A 14,594-nucleotide genomic window follows, 5' to 3' on the forward strand; every position below is an offset into this window, starting at 1 on the left:
TGCCATCCGGCGACCTCTGCCGCCATGAATCAGCCCGCGGCGGGCAACTGCAGATACGCACCGATGCCGTCCAGGAACATCTGCACCGAGATGGCCACCAGCAGCATGCCCATCAGCCGTTCCAGCGCCGAGAGCGCGCGGATCCCGAGCAGCTTGTAGAGCAGCGGGGCACAGGCCAGGATGGCCGCCGTCGCGCCCCAGGCGATCATCAGCGCCAGGCTCCAGTCGAGCAGCCGGTCCGGCTCGTTGCTGCCCATCAGCATGACCGCCGCCATGCCCGAGGGACCGGCCACCAGCGGCACCGCCAGCGGCACGATGAAGGGTTCGCCGTCCGGGATCTCGCCCATCACCCCTTCCGGGCGCGGGAAGATCATGCGGATGCCGATCAGGAACAGCACGATGCCGCCGGCGATGGAGACCGACTCCTCGCGTAGGTGCATCATGCTCAGGAACACCTTGCCGCACCAGAGGAAGCCCATCAGGACCGCCAGCGCGATCAACAGCTCGCGCGCCAGCACGATCCGCTGCCGTTTCGGCGTCAGCGGCTTGAGCACGCTCAGGAAGATCGGGATGTTGCCCAGCGGGTCCAGGATCAGGAACAGCAGCAGGGAGGCGGAAAGGATGGTCATGCGGGGAAACTCCATATCCCGCCACGGCGCGACCGGCCGGCGGGCGACAGCAAGGTGACACAGGCGGCGGCATAGTCCGCCGGGTCGGCGGGCTCGCGCTCCTCGTGGGTGTAGGCACGGGCGCGCAGGGCGGTGCGCATCGGCCCGGGCTGCAGCGCGCTGACCCGAACCGGACTGCCGGCCAGTTCGGCATGCAGGCCGGACACCAGGGCCCGCAGGCCCGCCTGGGCTGCGCCGTAGCCGCCCCAGTAGGCGCCGTCGGTGCGCGCCGGATCGTCCAGCACGAACACCGCCGCGGAATCCTCCGCGCGGCGCAACAGCGGCAGGCAGGCCTGGGTCAGCCAGGCCCGGGCGGTCAGGTTGACGTGCAGCGCACGCGCGAAGGCCGCCGGATCGGCCAGTTCCAGGGGGGAAAGCCCGGGGAAGTCCGCCGCGCAGTGCAGCAGGCCGTCGAGGCGGCCCAATTCGGACTGCAGGTGCCCGGCAAGCTCCGCGTAGTCGTCCGCGGTCGCGCCCTCCATGTCCAGCGGATACAGCAGCGGCGCATGGCCGGTGGCGGCGACGCGGTCGTACAGGCGCTCCAGCCGCGCCTTGCGCCGGCCGAGCAGCACCGTGGTGGCGCCCGCCTCGGCGCAGGCCAGCGAGGCGGCGCTGCCCAGGCCGCCAGTCGCCCCCGCAACCAGCACGACGCGCCCCGCCAACGCGGACGCCGGCAGGTGCTGGTCCTGCGCCGGGGTCACTGCGCGCTGGCCTCGGCGACGATGCGCTTGAGTTCGCCAGACTCGAACAGTTCGAGGGTGATGTCGCAGCCGCCGATCAGCTCGCCGTGGATGAACAGCTGCGGGAAGGTCGGCCAGTTGGAATAGCGCGGGAGGTTGGCGCGCACTTCCGGCTCCTCCAGCACGTTCACCGTGTGCAGTTGGGTGGCCCCCGCCGCCAGCAACGCCTGCACCGCCCGGCTGGAATAGCCGCACATCGGGTACTGCGGGGTTCCTTTCATGAACAGTACGAGGGGGTGGCGTTCGACTTCGGCCTGGATATGTTCCATCACCGGCATGGGGTTCTCCTGCAAGGGCAGCGGAAGGCGGGACCGTCCTGGTCGGATAGACTTCCGCATCTGCCAATATTGTAAGGCCTGCGCAGCGCCTGCCGCTGCCCGCCGGCCCAGCCGACTCCACGATGCCCATCGAACTCCCGGACCTGCCCTACTCGCGCACTGCGCTCGAACCGGCCATCTCAGGCCAGACCGTCGATCTGCACCACGGCGTGCACCAGCGCGCCTATGTCGACGCCCTCAACAACCGCGTCCAGGGCACCGAACTGGCCGAACTGCCGCTGGAGGAGATCGTGCGCAAGGCACAGGGCACGCTGTTCGAACTGGCGGCCCTGGCCTGGAACCACGATTTCTACTGGCGCAGCATGCGCTCCCGCGGCGGCGGCGAACCGGGCGGCGCGCTGGGCGAGGCGATCGCCCGCGGCTTCGGCGACTTCGCCCATTTCAAGGACGAGTTCACCCGTGCCGCGCTGGGCCTGTTCGGTCCGGGCTGGATCTGGCTGGTGCAGCGCCCGGGCGGCGCGCTGGCGGTGGTGGCCACCCGCGGCGCCACCACCCCGCTGACCGGTGGCGACACCCCGCTGCTGGTCTGCGATGTCTGGGAGCACGCCTACTACCTTGACCACCAGGACGACCGCGGCCAGTACCTGCAGGGCTTCTGGAAGCAGGTGAACTGGGACTTCGCGACGTCCAACCTGCGGGACTGAGCGTCCAGGCCCTGTTCGCGCCGGATGCGGGGGCGCCGGATGGCGGCAGGGAAATCCGTAGCCAAGGTAAGTGCACCCGGGTACTCGGCCAGCCCGGGGGCGTTTCGCCTAGGGAAGGTCGACATCGATACCCGCGACGGCTACGGCGCGCGCGGCACGCTGACCATCCGGCTCGATACGCTCTTCGGCGGCGCAGCCGCGTGGCGGCTTGAGCAAACCGCCGTCGCTGCACGACCTGCCCAACCATAGCGCGCTGCAACCCACGTCCGGATCCGACGCGGGCGATACCAACGCCTTGCTCGATGGCCGCGGCGCACAATCACCGAGAGGCGGTGACAATGGTCGCAGGGGCCAGGAACGAGGCCAACGGCTGAACAAGCGCTGGAACAGGCCAATCCACCCGCGGGGGCGCGCCGGGCTGAGTCTGGTGCGGTGGTGCGACGGACCGCACAGGCCGCGCCCGAGCGGGCGCAGGCCTAGCGTCGCGCACCGTTCGCATCGCGACCGCGACAATCGCGGTCGCCTCCGGTAACACGCAGGACGCCGCCGCGCTCGGCGGCCGCGTCCTGCGACCGGTTTACTGGCAGACGTACTCGCGCGCCAACTCGATGGTGTCCACGTCGAGCTCTTCGTACTGGATCTCGACGGTTTCCACGCTGGTCGAAGTGACCACCGCGCGCGCGCCGACGCTGCACGCGGCCGGCAGCCCGCCGGCGTAGGCTTGCCCGTTGATCGCATACGCCAGGCCGTAGCAGGCCGAGCCGAGCTGGTGCGGATTGTGGTTGCAGGCCATGAGCTGCTCGTTGGCCTGTCCGCTGGAGGCGCTGTAGTTGGCCGTCCAGCCGCTGGCCGCATCGTTGGGGCAGCTGCCCGGATAACCCGGGATCGGCGCAGCACCGGCGTTGCAGGTGTGTTGGATGAAGCTGCCGAAGAAGCTGTTTTTGAGGTACGCGGTGCGGCCGCTCTCGACCCATTGCGCGGCGGCGGCGTCTTGGGCGAAGGCGGACAGGCCGAGCAGGCACAGCGCAGCTGCGGCGAGCGGTTTCGATCCTTTCAACATGACTGTCGTCCTCGGAAGTGGCGGGGTGTCGCGTCGGAGCGTTCGCGCATAGTTCGCGCGGCGCGGATTGAGGCGGGCGCGCAGCGGCGCCGCACATTGCAGCGCGTGCGGACAGCATCGCAAAGGCCCGCGCGACCGCCGCGGCCATGATCGGCCAGCGGCGATGGAGGCGCAAGCCGAGCGGCGTGCGAACGACTGGAAAAGCTGACAGTCGAACGTACGTCGGCGTGAAACATACAGGCGATGACTCGTTACGGCCGCGAGCGCGGTGCTGGCGTGCGCTGGCCCGGTCCTGGACCTCCGAGAGAGATCATGACCCATACCACCCGTTGGCTGGCGCTGTGCGCGTTCGCGTTCGGAATGAGCTTCGCGTCGGTCGCGTTCGCCGCCTGCACCAGCCGTTGCTTCGAAACCTGCAAGGACTACGCCATCGCCAACTGCCTGGCCGGCGGCGGCGATCGCTGCTACACCGACGCGACTTGCGCGCGCTGCTACCGACAATGCGGCTGCGTCATTCCCTGATCGAGCATCGCCGCGGCCGCGACGCCCCATCCGCACCAATGCTCTCAACTTGCGAAAGGTCTAAGAACTCCATCTGACTCTGCCACAATCGCCCCCCACGGAATGACGACGATGCAGCTTTCCTTCGGCGACGCAGAGTGCAACGGCAAGCGTAAGCGAACGCGTCGGGAGGTGTTTCTGGACGAGATGGATCTGTCTGGACGAGATGGATCTGGTGGTGCCGTGGAAGGACCTGCGGTCGAGGTGCGCCTGTAATCCGGGCAATCCTCAGGGAATACGTCGGAAACGGCGAAAAATCGAAGGTGTGAACGCTGCCGGCCTGACCGATGTAGCCTGCTACATCCGACAGCGTTACTCAGACCTTCCTTGGCCGGGCCACGCGGTCCGGCCAACGCGTCGGGGCCATGCCCGGAAATCCAGGCACCGGGCGCGTAGGCCGCGTGGTACCCGACCTACGATGACGCCCCGGGGCTGCGCAGCAGTTCCACCACCGGCCGCACCTGTTCCTCGCGCCCCAGCGCCCCCCCTGCCCGTTCCAGCGCCGTCGCCAGCGCTGCGGCGGTATCGTCGCGCAGGGTCGCGTGGCCGACCTTGCGGCCTTCGCGCGGCTGCTTGCCGTAGTCGTGCCAGTGGCCGGCGGGTTCGCGCAAAATCGCGTCCGCCTCGGGCATGTGCCCCAGCCAGTTGAGCATGCAGGCGTGGCCGAGCATGCGGGTGGACCCCAGCGGCAGGCCGGCCACGGCGCGCAGGTGGTTCTCGAACTGCGAGGTCTCCGCGCCCTCGATGGTCCAGTGGCCCGAGTTGTGCACCCGTGGCGCCATCTCGTTGGCCAGCAGCCGGCCTTCGCGGCAAAACAGCTCCAGGGCGAAGACCCCGACGTAGTCCAGGTGCTCGGCCAGGCGGCGGGCATGGGCGATCGCGGCCTGCTGCACCGCCTCCGGCTCGCCGGCCGGCGCCAGGCTCGCCGACAGCACGCCGTCCACGTGCCAGTTGCGGGTCAGCGGCCAGGCGCGGAACTCGCCGTCGCGCGCGCGCACCGCCACCACGCTCAGTTCGTAGTCGAACGGGACGAATGCCTCGGCGATCAGGCCGGTCCTGGACGCCTGCGCGCCCAGGGCTTCCCAGGCGGCATCGGCATCGGCCGGCGACTTGATGCGGAACTGGCCCTTGCCGTCGTAGCCGAAGCGGCGCGTCTTGACGATGCATGGGGTGCCGACCCGGGCCAGCGCCGCGTCGAGCCCGGCACGGTCGTCGAAGGCGGCGAAATCGGGCACGGGAATGCCGAGTTCGCGCAGCAGCGTCTTTTCCGACAGGCGGTCCTGCGCCACCGCCAGGGCGGCGGGGTCCGGGTGCACCGGCACGCGCGCGGCCAGCCACTGCGCGCTCTCGGCCGGCACGTTCTCGAAATCGAACGTGGCCACGTCCACCCGTGCGGCGAACTCGGCCAGGATCGCCTCGTCGCGGTAATCGCCCACCAGCAGCGGCGCCACCTGCCCGGCGCAGGCGTCGTGCGACGGGTCCAGCACCAGGAACCGCAGCCCCAGCGGCGCTCCGGCCAGGGCCAGCATGCGGGCCAGCTGCCCGCCCCCGAGGATGCCGACGGTGATCATGAACGCGGATCGTCCGCGGCCATCACGTCGTCGGTCTGCCGCTGCCTGAACTGGGCCAGCGCCTCGCCGACCCGCGGGTTCTCGGCCGCCAGCATCGCCGCGGCGAACAGCGCGGCATTGGCGGCGCCGGCATTGCCGATGGCGAAGGTCGCCACCGGCACCCCGGCCGGCATCTGCACGATCGACAGCAGCGAATCCAGCCCGTTCAACGCCCGCGACTGCACCGGCACGCCCAGCACCGGCACCGCGGTCTTGGCCGCCAGCATGCCCGGCAGGTGCGCAGCGCCGCCGGCGCCGGCCACGATCGCGCGCAGGCCGCGCCCGGCGGCGGCCTCGGCATAGGAGAACAGCACGTCCGGCGTACGGTGTGCCGATACCACTTTCACTTCGTAGGGCACGCCGAGTGCATCGAGCTTGAGCGCGGCATGCTGCAGGGTCTCCCAGTCCGAGCGGGAGCCCATCACGATGCCGACGAGCGGCGCGGGTTGGTTGGAGGTCATGGCCGTCCCCGGTATTAAAGACGTATTCTAGCCATCCTCCACGCAAGACGAAGACCGGATGGACCGCAAACTGCTCGACCTGCTGTGCTCGCCCGATACCCGCCAACCCTTGTCGCTGCTGGACGCGCAGGGGCTGGAGGCGCTGAACCGCGCCATCGCCGCCGGCAGCATCAAGCGCGGCGACGGCAGCGCGCAGGCCGCGGCGCTGCGCGAGGCGCTGGTCACCCGCGACCGCAAGCAGGTCTTCCGGGTCGAGGACGGCATTCCGGTGCTGCTGGCCGAGGAAGCCATCGATACCGCGCAGATCCCGGACTTCGCCGGCAAATGACCGCGGCCGTCGGCGTCTCCGCGCCGCCCGAGGCGGTCGTGCAGGCCGATGTGTCCAGGGCGCTGGCCGAAGACATCGGCAGCGGCGATGTCACCGCCGCGCTGCTGCCCGACCGTCCCGACGAGGCGTACCTGCTGTGCAAGCAGGACGCGGTGATCGCCGGCCGGCCCTGGTTCGACGCCACCCACCGCGCGCTCGATCCCCAGGTCGCGATCGAGTGGCACGTCGACGAGGGTGCCCGGGTCCGCGCCGGCACCGTGCTGGCCACCCTGCACGGCCGCAACCGCTCGCTGGTCGGCGCCGAGCGCACCTCGCTGAACTTCCTGCAGACCCTGTCGGGCACGGCCACCGCCACCGCGGCGTTCGTGGCGGCGGTGGCCGGCACCGGCACCCGCATCCTCGACACCCGCAAGACCCTGCCCGGCCTGCGGCTGGCGCAGAAGTACGCGGTGCGCTGCGGCGGCGGCCACAACCACCGCATCGGCCTGTTCGATGCGGTGATGCTCAAGGAGAACCACATTCGCGCCGCCGGCTCGCTCACCGCAGCGGCCCGTGCCGCGCGCGTGCAGTACCCGGCGCTGCCGCTGATCGTCGAGGTCGAGGACCTGGCCCAGCTGCGCGAGGCGCTGGACGTGGGCTGCGAACGCATCCTGATCGACGACTTCGAGCCCGCGCTGCGGCGCGAGGCGGTGCGCATCACCGCCGGGCGCATTCCGCTGGAGGTCTCCGGCAGCGTCGACCTGGACGGCGTGCGCGCCATTGCCGAGGACGGCGTGGACTGCATTTCCGTCGGCGCGCTCACCAAGCACGTGCGCGCCATCGACCTGTCGCTGAAGCTCGGCCCTGCGCCGAATGGAATGGCACGCGGGGTGTGAATAACCCGCGCAAGGCATCCTTCGGCAGCAACCTGTAGGAGCGACTTCAGTCGCGATGGGGCTTTGCCGGCAAAGCCCCATCGCGACTGAAGTCGTTCCTACGTCGCTCCTGCGGTCAATTGATTCTGCGCGGCGGCGAAGGGATGTCCGTCGATCCTCCGTGCCCCGCTTCACGATGCCTGCTCATCGACTTTGCCACGCTGGCCGCATCCCTCCCCCGAAGGAACAAGGCGATGCTGAATCGATGGATGGCCAGGTGCGGCCTGCTGCTGGCCCCGGCCCTGGCCTGGCAGGCACACGCGGCGGAAGTGTGCGACCTGCCGCCGCGCTACGGTCTGGCCCCGATCGCCATCGCCATCACCCGCGTGGCCTGTGAGGAGCATCGGCAATGGCTGCGCCCCTTCATAGACCGCGACGGGCGGCTGGCCAGCCTGCGCGTCACCGAGGCCGAGAGCGGCTACCTGGCCGACCATGGCATCGTCGCCTGGCAGCGTACCGCCAGCTACTGGCGCGAGAGCGGCACCCTGGACGCCGTGGCCGACCTGCCCGGCGCCAGCAGTTGCGCGCAACCGGCCGGGTCGCGCTACACCGACAGCGATTGCCGCGCGTTCCTGGTCGATACCCCGTGGTCGGCGACCTTCGTCTCGTGGGTGATGACGCGGGCCGGACTGGCCGGTTTCCATCGCTCCCAGCGGCACATGGACTACATCCGCAGCGCCTGGCACGACGCCGCGACCGGGCCCTACCGGATGAGCGACCCGGCCAGCGAGAAGCCGGCCCCCGGCGACCTGCTGTGCTTCATCCGCGGACGCAGCCAGAAACTGGGCTACGGCGGGTTGATCGAGGCGCTGGGCGGGCGTGGTCCGATGCCGACGCAATCGCACTGCGACATCGTCATCGCCGCGAACGTCGGCGGCGACCGCACCCTCTACCTGATCGGCGGCAACGTGCTCAACGCGGTGACCATGCGCAAGCTCGAGCTGGACCGGGCCGGCCGCATCGTGCTTCCCGCCGCATCCGCGCAGGCGGCGCAGGGCGAAGCGGAGATCACCGCCCCCGGCGCGGAATGCACGCCGGCCCACGAGGAGCTGTGCGACTTCAACCGCCAGGACTGGGCGGCGTTGCTGAAGCTGCAGGTGCCCGCGGTGCCGGCTTCGCCGCAACCCGGGCAATGAACACGGCGGCGTGCCCTGCCAGCCAGCCTCTTCAACCGCCTCGTTCCTCCATGGGACCCGCCTCCCGCCGGCATCTACCGCGTGGGGCCGACCCATGGGACATGGCCTTCGCGGAGTGGATCCGGCCACGGGCGCGAGGCGGTGCCTGCCCGCGAAGGCCCGTCCTCCTTCCTTTCCCGCGGCAGGCATCGGGCCGGAACGGCTGGCTGCCGGATATGGCAGCAGCCCGGACAGGGCCGAACGCCACCCGTGGCATGGCCAGCCACAGGCCCACGCGTGAGCTGGGCCAGCCGCCCTTACCCGGCCTGCCCGGCCGCCCGCTGTCCGCGACGAGCACAGCTGTTCCCCAAGGCCGGTCGCGCCACTACAGTACGCCCATGCCCAGCCTGATCCTGCTGATGATCGCCGGCGCGGCGGCGTTCGCGTTCTGGAACTCCTCCCGCGCCGCCGCCGAACGCGCCGAAGCCCTCGGCCGCAATGCCTGCCGCGCCGCCGACGTGCAATGGCTCGACCAGAGCGTGCACGCCACCGGCCTGCGCCTGTGCCGCCTGGCCAGCGGCTGGCTGGGCTTCGAGCGCAGCTTCCGTTTCGAGTACTCGCGCGACGGGTCCGATCGCTACAGCGGCCGCCTAGTACTGCGCGGCGAGCAGCTGGTGTCGTTCATCGGTCCCGCCGAGGCCTCGGTGACGGCGTTGCGGCCGCGCGGGGAAGACCTGTAGCGCCGAGCTTGCTCGGCGGGCCTTACCGGGAACCGGGGACCCCTTGGTCACTTGGGAAGAGCGGCCGAGCAAGCTCGGCCCTACCGTAGCGCGTGACGACCGCCACCCGCTACTTGACCACGCGCAGGAACGGCCGCTTGCCCGGCGTCGGGGCCGGGCTGTCCGGACCCGGCGAATCCGGCGGCGTGTCTTCGTCGGAAGGCCCGCCGGCGGTGCCGGGGATATCGTCCGGCAGCGCCATGCCCTGCCCGGTCTCGCGCGCATACACCGCCAGCACCGCCGAGATCGGCACCTGCACCGGGTAGCTCACGCCGCCGAAGCGGGCGGTGAAACTGACGCCGTCGTTGTCGACCTGCAGGTGTACCACCGCGCGTTCGGCGATGTTCAGTACCACCTTGCCGTCCTTGATCGCGCTCGGCGGTACGCGCACGCCGGACAGGCCCGCATCGACCAGGATGTGCGGGGTCATGCCGTTGTCGTTGATCCATTCCACCAGCGCACGCAGCAGGTAGGGCCGGTGGCTGGTCATTCGGGGAGTAGCTTCGCTCATGAGACAAGTCTAACCGCGGCCCGCTTGCAGTGGATCGCGGACCACGCAATCGGCACGATCCCGCCCGTGCCCGACTTCATCGTGCGGACAGGCGGCGAACGGTCCGCCGCCCGTCGCGACCAAGCATCAGGCCGGCAGCGCGCGCAGCTTCTTCTCCTGCTCGGTGAGGCTGCGGATGAAGCCGGGGTTGCGGAAGATGCGGTTGCCGTAGTCCTCGATCGCCTTGCCGTCCTTGGGCAGCGCGACGCCCAGCGCTTCCAGGCGCCAGATGATCGGCGCCATCGCGCAGTCGGCCAGGCTCATTTCCGGGTTGAGGAAGAACTTGCTGGCCTTGAACAGCGGCACCGAGGCGGTAAGCAGTTCCCGCAGCCGCTTGCGGCCGGCTTCGGCCTGGGTCTTGTTGCCCAGCTGGATGGCCTGCACCTGCGGCACCCAGTCGTGCTCGATGCGCAGCATCGCCAGGCGCAGGCGCGCGCGCGAGAGCGGATCGACCGGCATCAGCGGCGGATGCGGATAGCGCTCGTCGAGGTATTCGCTGACCACCGAGGCGGCATACAGCACCAGTTCGCGCTCGACCAGCGTCGGCACGGAATGGTAGGGATTGAGGTCTATCAGGTCTTCGGGCGGACTCTGGGGATCGACCGCGACGAAATCGTAGGTGACACCCTTGGCCGCCAACACCAGCCGCACGCGGTGGCAGAGCACATCATCGGTGGAGGAAAACAACGTCAGGGTATTCCGCATGCGCACACTCGCCGCCATTCAAGGCTCTCCAGCAGCCGGTATCCGCCGGCTGTCCGGTGCCGCCAGCCCCTTGCCGGACGGTCACCACGGTCCCCGAGTGTGCAATCCCATGCGGAAAAAGCCAATACCGCAAAGACGGTTGCGGTGCCGGCATTGGCGCATGTGCTAATGCACGTCCTTCCAGTACTCGCGCTTGAGCAGATAGGCGAGGAAGGTGAAAAACGCCAGGAACAGGATCACCCAGACGCCCAGCTGCCGCCGCTTCAGGGCCGCCGGCTCGCCGGCATACTCGAGGAAGTTGGTGATGTCGCGCACGGACTGGTCGAACTCTGCCGGGTTCTGCAGGCCCGGCTGCGCCAGCTTGAGCGCCTTGACCGGCCGCTCGCCGCTGGCCGCGTCGGGCTCGCCCAGTTCGGGCAGCTGCATGCCCTGCAGCTGCCACAGCGGATTGGGCATGGAAGCGTTGGCGAACAGGGTGTTGTTCCAGCCCAGCGGACGGCTCGGATCGAGGTAGAAGGACTTGAGGTAGGTGTAGACCCAGTCGCTGCCGCGCACGCGCGAGACCAGGGTGAGGTCCGGCGGCGCCTTGCCGAACCACTTGGCCGAGGGCTCGGCCGGCATCGCCGAGGCGATGTGCTCGCCGAAGTCGGCGCTGGTGAAGTTCAGGTTCTCCATCACCTGCTGCTCGGTCAGCCCCAGGTCCTCGGCCATCCGCGAATAGCGCAGGTACTTGAGCGAGTGGCAGCCCGAGCAGTAGTTCATGTACAGCTGCGCGCCGCGCTGCAGCGAGGCGCGGTCGCCCAGGTCGTTGCCGGCCTGCAGCAGCGCGGTGCCATCGGCGGCCAGGGCGGCGGCCGAAACCAGCAGGCCCGCCAGCAGGCCGGCCAGGCGTGAGATCCAGGCGTCAGTCATGGGAAACCACCCGTTCCGGCACCGGCTTGGTCCTGTCCCAGCGTGTCCACAGCGGCATGGTGATGAAGAAGGCGAAGTACAGGAAGGTCAGCACGCGGCCGACGTAGGTCTCGTAGATCTCGGTGCCCGGGCCGGAGCCGATGACGCCCAGCCAGACGAAGCACACCGCCAGCATGCCCAGCATGGCCCTGGACAGCCAGCCGCGGTAGCGGATCGAGCGCACCCTGGCCCGGTCCAGCCATGGCACCAGGAACAGGATCGCGATCGCCGAGAACATCACGATCACGCCCAGCAGCTTGTCCGGCACCACCCGCAGCATCGCGTAGTACGGGGTGTAGTACCACACCGGCTTGATGTGCTCGGGGGTGACCAGGCGGTTGGCCTCGGTGAAGTTGTCGTGCTCCAGGAACAGGCCGCCGAAGCCCGGCGCGAAGAAGATGATGAAGGCGGCGATGATCAGCAGGAAGCCGACGCCGACCAGGTCCTTGAACGTGTAGTACGGGTGGAACGGGATGCCGTCGGCCGGCGCGTCGGCGCTCCAGCGGTTGCCCTTCGGGCCCTTCTTGATCTCCACGCCGTCCGGGTTGTTGGAGCCGACCTCGTGCAGCGCGCCCAGGTGCAGCACCACCAGCAGCAGCAGCACCAGCGGCAAGGCGATCACGTGCAGGGCGAAGAAGCGGTTGAGGGTGGCGTCGCCGGGCAGGTAGTCGCCCATGATCCACTCGGTCAGGCCCTGGCCGATCACCGGGATGGCGCCGAACAGCGAGATGATCACCTTGGCGCCCCAGAACGACATCTGCCCCCACGGCAGCACGTAGCCCATGAACGCCTCGGCCATCAGCACCAGGTAGATCAGCATGCCGATGATCCACACCAGCTCGCGCGGCTTCTGGTAGCTGCCGTACAGCAGCGCGCGGAACATGTGCAGGTAGACCACGATGAAGAACAGCGATGCGCCGGTGGAGTGCATGTAGCGGATCAGCCAGCCCCACTCCACGTCGCGCATGATGTACTCGACCGAGGCGAACGCCTCGGCGGCGCTGGGCTTGAAGTACATCGCCAGGAAGATGCCGGTCAGGATCTGGTTGACCAGCACCACTAGCGACAGCGAGCCGAAGTAGTACCAGAAGTTGAAGTTCTTCGGCGCGTAGTACTCGGTGACGTGCTTGCGCACCACCGGCATCAGGCCCGGCGCGCGGGCGTTGACCCAGTCCACCAGTCCGGTGGCGGTGCGGCTCAGCAGATTGCTCGCCATGGCTCAGGCTCCTCCCTTCGCGGCGGCACCGGCCGCCGGGTCCACGCCGATCACCAGCGTGTTCTCGTCCCGGTAGTGGTGCGGCGGCACCAGCAGGTTGGTCGGTGCCGGCACGCCCTGGAACACCCGCCCGGCCATGTCGAAGCGCGACTTGTGGCAGGGGCAGAAGTAGCCGCCCTTCCACTGCGGGTCGTAGGGTTCGGGACGGATCTCGGCGACCATCTCCGGCGAACATCCCAGGTGGGTGCACAACCCCACCAGCACCGAGATCTCCGGGCGGATGGAACGGTACTCCGGCTCGCTCGCGAGCACGTAGTCCGGCTGCTGGTCCTTGTTCTCCGACTCCGGATCGCGCAGGCGCGGGTCCAGCGTCGGCAGGGCGTCGAGGATGGCCTTGGAGCGCTTGACGATCCAGATCGGCTGGCCGCGCCATTCCACGATCAGCCGCTGGCCCTCCTGCAGCGCGCCGATGTCGGCCACGACCGGGGCGCCGGCGAGCTTGGCGCGGGCGCTGGGATTCCAGGACTTGATGAAGGGGACGGCGGCGAAACCCGCCCCCACCGCGCCCACCACGGCGGTGGTGGCGCCGAGAAACCGGCGACGTCCCGCATCTGCGGGTTCGTTGACCCCATCGTTGGCCATCCGGCGCTCCGATCTTGGTGTTTGGGTAGCGGGTGTCGTATCGCCGGCGAATGACGGTTTCCGCTCGTCCCCGCCGCGTATCGCTGCGGTGCAACCCTTGCCCGGACGGCCAGTCGGGGCGGCGGCTTGCGCCTTGCGCTACGCGACGATGACTTCGCGGAAACACGGCATTCACCGGTCACACGGCACCAGTGGCTGCCAGCGGTCCGGTGGGGCGAGCCGCGGTGGATCTCCAGCAGTGTATCTAAAGCAGATCGCGGCGGAAATTTCCAGCGCGGCGCAGCAATGCCGATACCGTCACGATCTCCCGGGCGGCGCTCATCGTGCCACCGCCACCGCGCTTCGGTAGCGGTCGGCCAGCACGCCGACGCGCTGCACGTAGCGCTGCGTCTCGCTGTACGGCGGCACGCCGCCATGGCGGTCCACGGCGCCTTCGCCGGCGTTGTAGCCGGCCGCGGCCAGCATCAGGTTGCCGTCGAAGCGCCTGAGCAGCCACGCCAGGTACTGCACGCCGCCGCGGATGTTCTGCACCGCATCATAGGAATCGGTGACGCCGAAGCGGCGCGCGGTGGCCGGCATCAGCTGCATCAGCCCCTGCGCGCCGGCACGGCTGAGCGCCACCGGGTTGTAGGCCGATTCGGCATGGATGATCGCCCGCACGACCGCCTCGTCCACGCCGAACTCGCGCGCCGCCGCCGCGATCTCGTCCCGGTAGGCGGAGGTGTTCAGGCGCACGGAGCCGAAGTCCACGCCGGGATTGACGCCGCAGGCGTAGCAGGTCTCGATGAAGCTGTAGGAGATCGTGCGCAGGTTCTCGATGCTGGCCACCTGCCGCGGCCGGGCGCTGGTGTAGTGGCGCACCCCGTCCTTCATGTAGGAATAGACCTCTCCCTTCACCACGCGCCGCACCGGCGCCGCGGCGACGGGGGCCGGGACCGGCGCCACCGACCGCGGCGCGCTGCCGGCCGCGACCGCGGTGGCGGCAGCGGCAGGAGCCGGTGACGGCACCGCGTCGCCCGAACGGGAGGGCCGCGGCTGCGCCCGCCCTGGCGCGGCGCTGGCGGGGACGTAGCTGCTGACCACGCTGCAGCTGGCGCCGGCGGTGCGCTTGCTGACGTAGCTGGGTATGCCGTCGTCGCCGATGCATTTGTACAGCGTGCCGGCGCTGGCCGGCGAAGCGGCCCACGCGGCGGCCAGTATCCCCAATGGCAGCAGCATTCCCCTCATCGCGCGGAGTGTCCCAGCTTCGGCAACGCTTGCCAAGCCGTCCGCGCCGTCGCTCCATGCAAGCGCCCGGCGAGGCGCTAGACTA

General features: G+C 69.6%; 17 protein-coding genes and 1 pseudogene. 6 read left to right on the plus strand and 12 right to left on the minus strand.

The annotated features are described in order from the left end of the window. Positions 1-29 precede the first annotated feature (29 nt). The 3 genes from LRX76_RS10655 to grxD are packed head-to-tail and all read right to left on the minus strand — an operon-like array spanning position 30 to position 1,686. Positions 30-629: a YhgN family NAAT transporter gene (locus tag LRX76_RS10655; protein WP_231804914.1), complete on the minus strand. Its 600-nt coding sequence runs from the start codon at positions 627-629 to the stop codon at positions 30-32. Beyond that, the gene (locus tag LRX76_RS10660) at positions 626-1,369 is read right to left on the minus strand and encodes an SDR family NAD(P)-dependent oxidoreductase (RefSeq protein WP_231804916.1); all 744 of its coding nucleotides are present in this window, start codon (positions 1,367-1,369) and stop codon (positions 626-628) included. Before LRX76_RS10660 ends, LRX76_RS10655 begins: the two co-directional genes overlap by 4 nt. Beyond that, a complete protein-coding gene (gene grxD, locus LRX76_RS10665) occupies positions 1,366-1,686 on the minus strand; it encodes a Grx4 family monothiol glutaredoxin (protein ID WP_231804918.1) in 321 nt (106 codons plus the stop codon). The genes LRX76_RS10660 and grxD overlap by 4 nt, the downstream gene beginning before the upstream one ends. Before the next feature lie 122 nt (positions 1,687-1,808). Between grxD and LRX76_RS10670 the strand changes: the two genes are divergently transcribed. After that, on the plus strand, positions 1,809-2,390 hold the full coding sequence (locus LRX76_RS10670) for a Fe-Mn family superoxide dismutase (RefSeq protein WP_231804920.1): 582 nt from the start codon (positions 1,809-1,811) through the stop codon (positions 2,388-2,390). A gap of 577 nt (positions 2,391-2,967) precedes the next feature. Here LRX76_RS10670 and LRX76_RS10675 read toward each other — a convergent pair. After that, positions 2,968-3,450 (minus strand): hypothetical protein, encoded by a 483-nt coding sequence (locus tag LRX76_RS10675; RefSeq protein ID WP_231804922.1) that lies wholly within the window; start codon positions 3,448-3,450, stop codon positions 2,968-2,970. Between the two features lie 312 nt (positions 3,451-3,762). Between LRX76_RS10675 and LRX76_RS10680 the strand changes: the two genes are divergently transcribed. Continuing rightward, positions 3,763-3,972: a hypothetical protein gene (locus LRX76_RS10680; RefSeq protein ID WP_231804924.1), complete on the plus strand. Its 210-nt coding sequence runs from the start codon at positions 3,763-3,765 to the stop codon at positions 3,970-3,972. A gap of 452 nt (positions 3,973-4,424) precedes the next feature. On the opposite strand, the gene LRX76_RS10685 is transcribed toward LRX76_RS10680, so the two are convergent. Together LRX76_RS10685 and purE are read right to left on the minus strand one after the other, a co-directional pair. Then, positions 4,425-5,582: a 5-(carboxyamino)imidazole ribonucleotide synthase gene (locus LRX76_RS10685; RefSeq protein ID WP_231804926.1), complete on the minus strand. Its 1,158-nt coding sequence runs from the start codon at positions 5,580-5,582 to the stop codon at positions 4,425-4,427. Next, entirely contained in the window at positions 5,579-6,082 is a 504-nt protein-coding gene (purE, locus tag LRX76_RS10690; protein ID WP_231804928.1) for a 5-(carboxyamino)imidazole ribonucleotide mutase, read from the minus strand. The genes LRX76_RS10685 and purE overlap by 4 nt, the downstream gene beginning before the upstream one ends. A gap of 58 nt (positions 6,083-6,140) precedes the next feature. Between purE and LRX76_RS10695 the strand changes: the two genes are divergently transcribed. The 4 genes and pseudogenes from LRX76_RS10695 to LRX76_RS10710 all read left to right on the plus strand — a co-directional run bounded on the left by LRX76_RS10695 (position 6,141) and on the right by LRX76_RS10710 (position 9,179). Next, positions 6,141-6,410 carry a Trm112 family protein gene (locus LRX76_RS10695; RefSeq protein ID WP_231804930.1) on the plus strand — a complete coding sequence of 90 codons (270 nt, stop codon included), beginning with the start codon at positions 6,141-6,143 and terminating at the stop codon, positions 6,408-6,410. Further along, positions 6,407-7,285, plus strand: a complete 879-nt coding sequence (gene nadC, locus LRX76_RS10700) for a carboxylating nicotinate-nucleotide diphosphorylase (protein ID WP_231804932.1) — start codon at positions 6,407-6,409, stop codon at positions 7,283-7,285. The genes LRX76_RS10695 and nadC overlap by 4 nt, the downstream gene beginning before the upstream one ends. Positions 7,286-7,533: 248 nt before the next feature. After that, positions 7,534-8,421 (plus strand): annotated as a pseudogene (locus tag LRX76_RS10705) (DUF2272 domain-containing protein); the annotation flags it as partial. Positions 8,422-8,837: 416 nt separating this feature from the next. Beyond that, complete coding sequence (locus tag LRX76_RS10710; RefSeq protein ID WP_231804934.1) at positions 8,838-9,179, plus strand: DUF3301 domain-containing protein; 342 nt, start codon at positions 8,838-8,840, stop codon at positions 9,177-9,179. 109 nt (positions 9,180-9,288) lie between these two features. Here the strand turns inward: LRX76_RS10710 and LRX76_RS10715 are convergent, their stop codons facing one another. The 6 genes from LRX76_RS10715 to LRX76_RS10740 all read right to left on the minus strand — a co-directional run bounded on the left by LRX76_RS10715 (position 9,289) and on the right by LRX76_RS10740 (position 14,509). Then, a complete protein-coding gene (locus LRX76_RS10715; protein ID WP_231804936.1) occupies positions 9,289-9,729 on the minus strand; it encodes a ClpXP protease specificity-enhancing factor in 441 nt (146 codons plus the stop codon). Between the two features lie 126 nt (positions 9,730-9,855). After that, positions 9,856-10,491, minus strand: a complete 636-nt coding sequence (locus tag LRX76_RS10720) for a glutathione S-transferase N-terminal domain-containing protein (RefSeq protein ID WP_231804938.1) — start codon at positions 10,489-10,491, stop codon at positions 9,856-9,858. Positions 10,492-10,638: 147 nt separating this feature from the next. Beyond that, the gene (locus LRX76_RS10725) at positions 10,639-11,385 is read right to left on the minus strand and encodes a cytochrome c1 (RefSeq protein ID WP_231804940.1); all 747 of its coding nucleotides are present in this window, start codon (positions 11,383-11,385) and stop codon (positions 10,639-10,641) included. Next, entirely contained in the window at positions 11,378-12,640 is a 1,263-nt protein-coding gene (locus LRX76_RS10730) for a cytochrome bc complex cytochrome b subunit (protein WP_231804942.1), read from the minus strand. Before LRX76_RS10730 ends, LRX76_RS10725 begins: the two co-directional genes overlap by 8 nt. 3 nt (positions 12,641-12,643) lie before the next feature. Then, on the minus strand, positions 12,644-13,282 hold the full coding sequence (gene petA, locus LRX76_RS10735) for a ubiquinol-cytochrome c reductase iron-sulfur subunit (RefSeq protein WP_231804945.1): 639 nt from the start codon (positions 13,280-13,282) through the stop codon (positions 12,644-12,646). Positions 13,283-13,600: 318 nt separating this feature from the next. Next, positions 13,601-14,509 (minus strand): lytic transglycosylase domain-containing protein, encoded by a 909-nt coding sequence (locus LRX76_RS10740; RefSeq protein WP_231804947.1) that lies wholly within the window; start codon positions 14,507-14,509, stop codon positions 13,601-13,603. Positions 14,510-14,594: the final 85 nt, after the last annotated feature.

Source organism: Stenotrophomonas sp. MMGLT7 (genome assembly GCF_021168555.1).
In the GTDB taxonomy this organism is placed as follows: domain Bacteria; phylum Pseudomonadota; class Gammaproteobacteria; order Xanthomonadales; family Xanthomonadaceae; genus MMGLT7.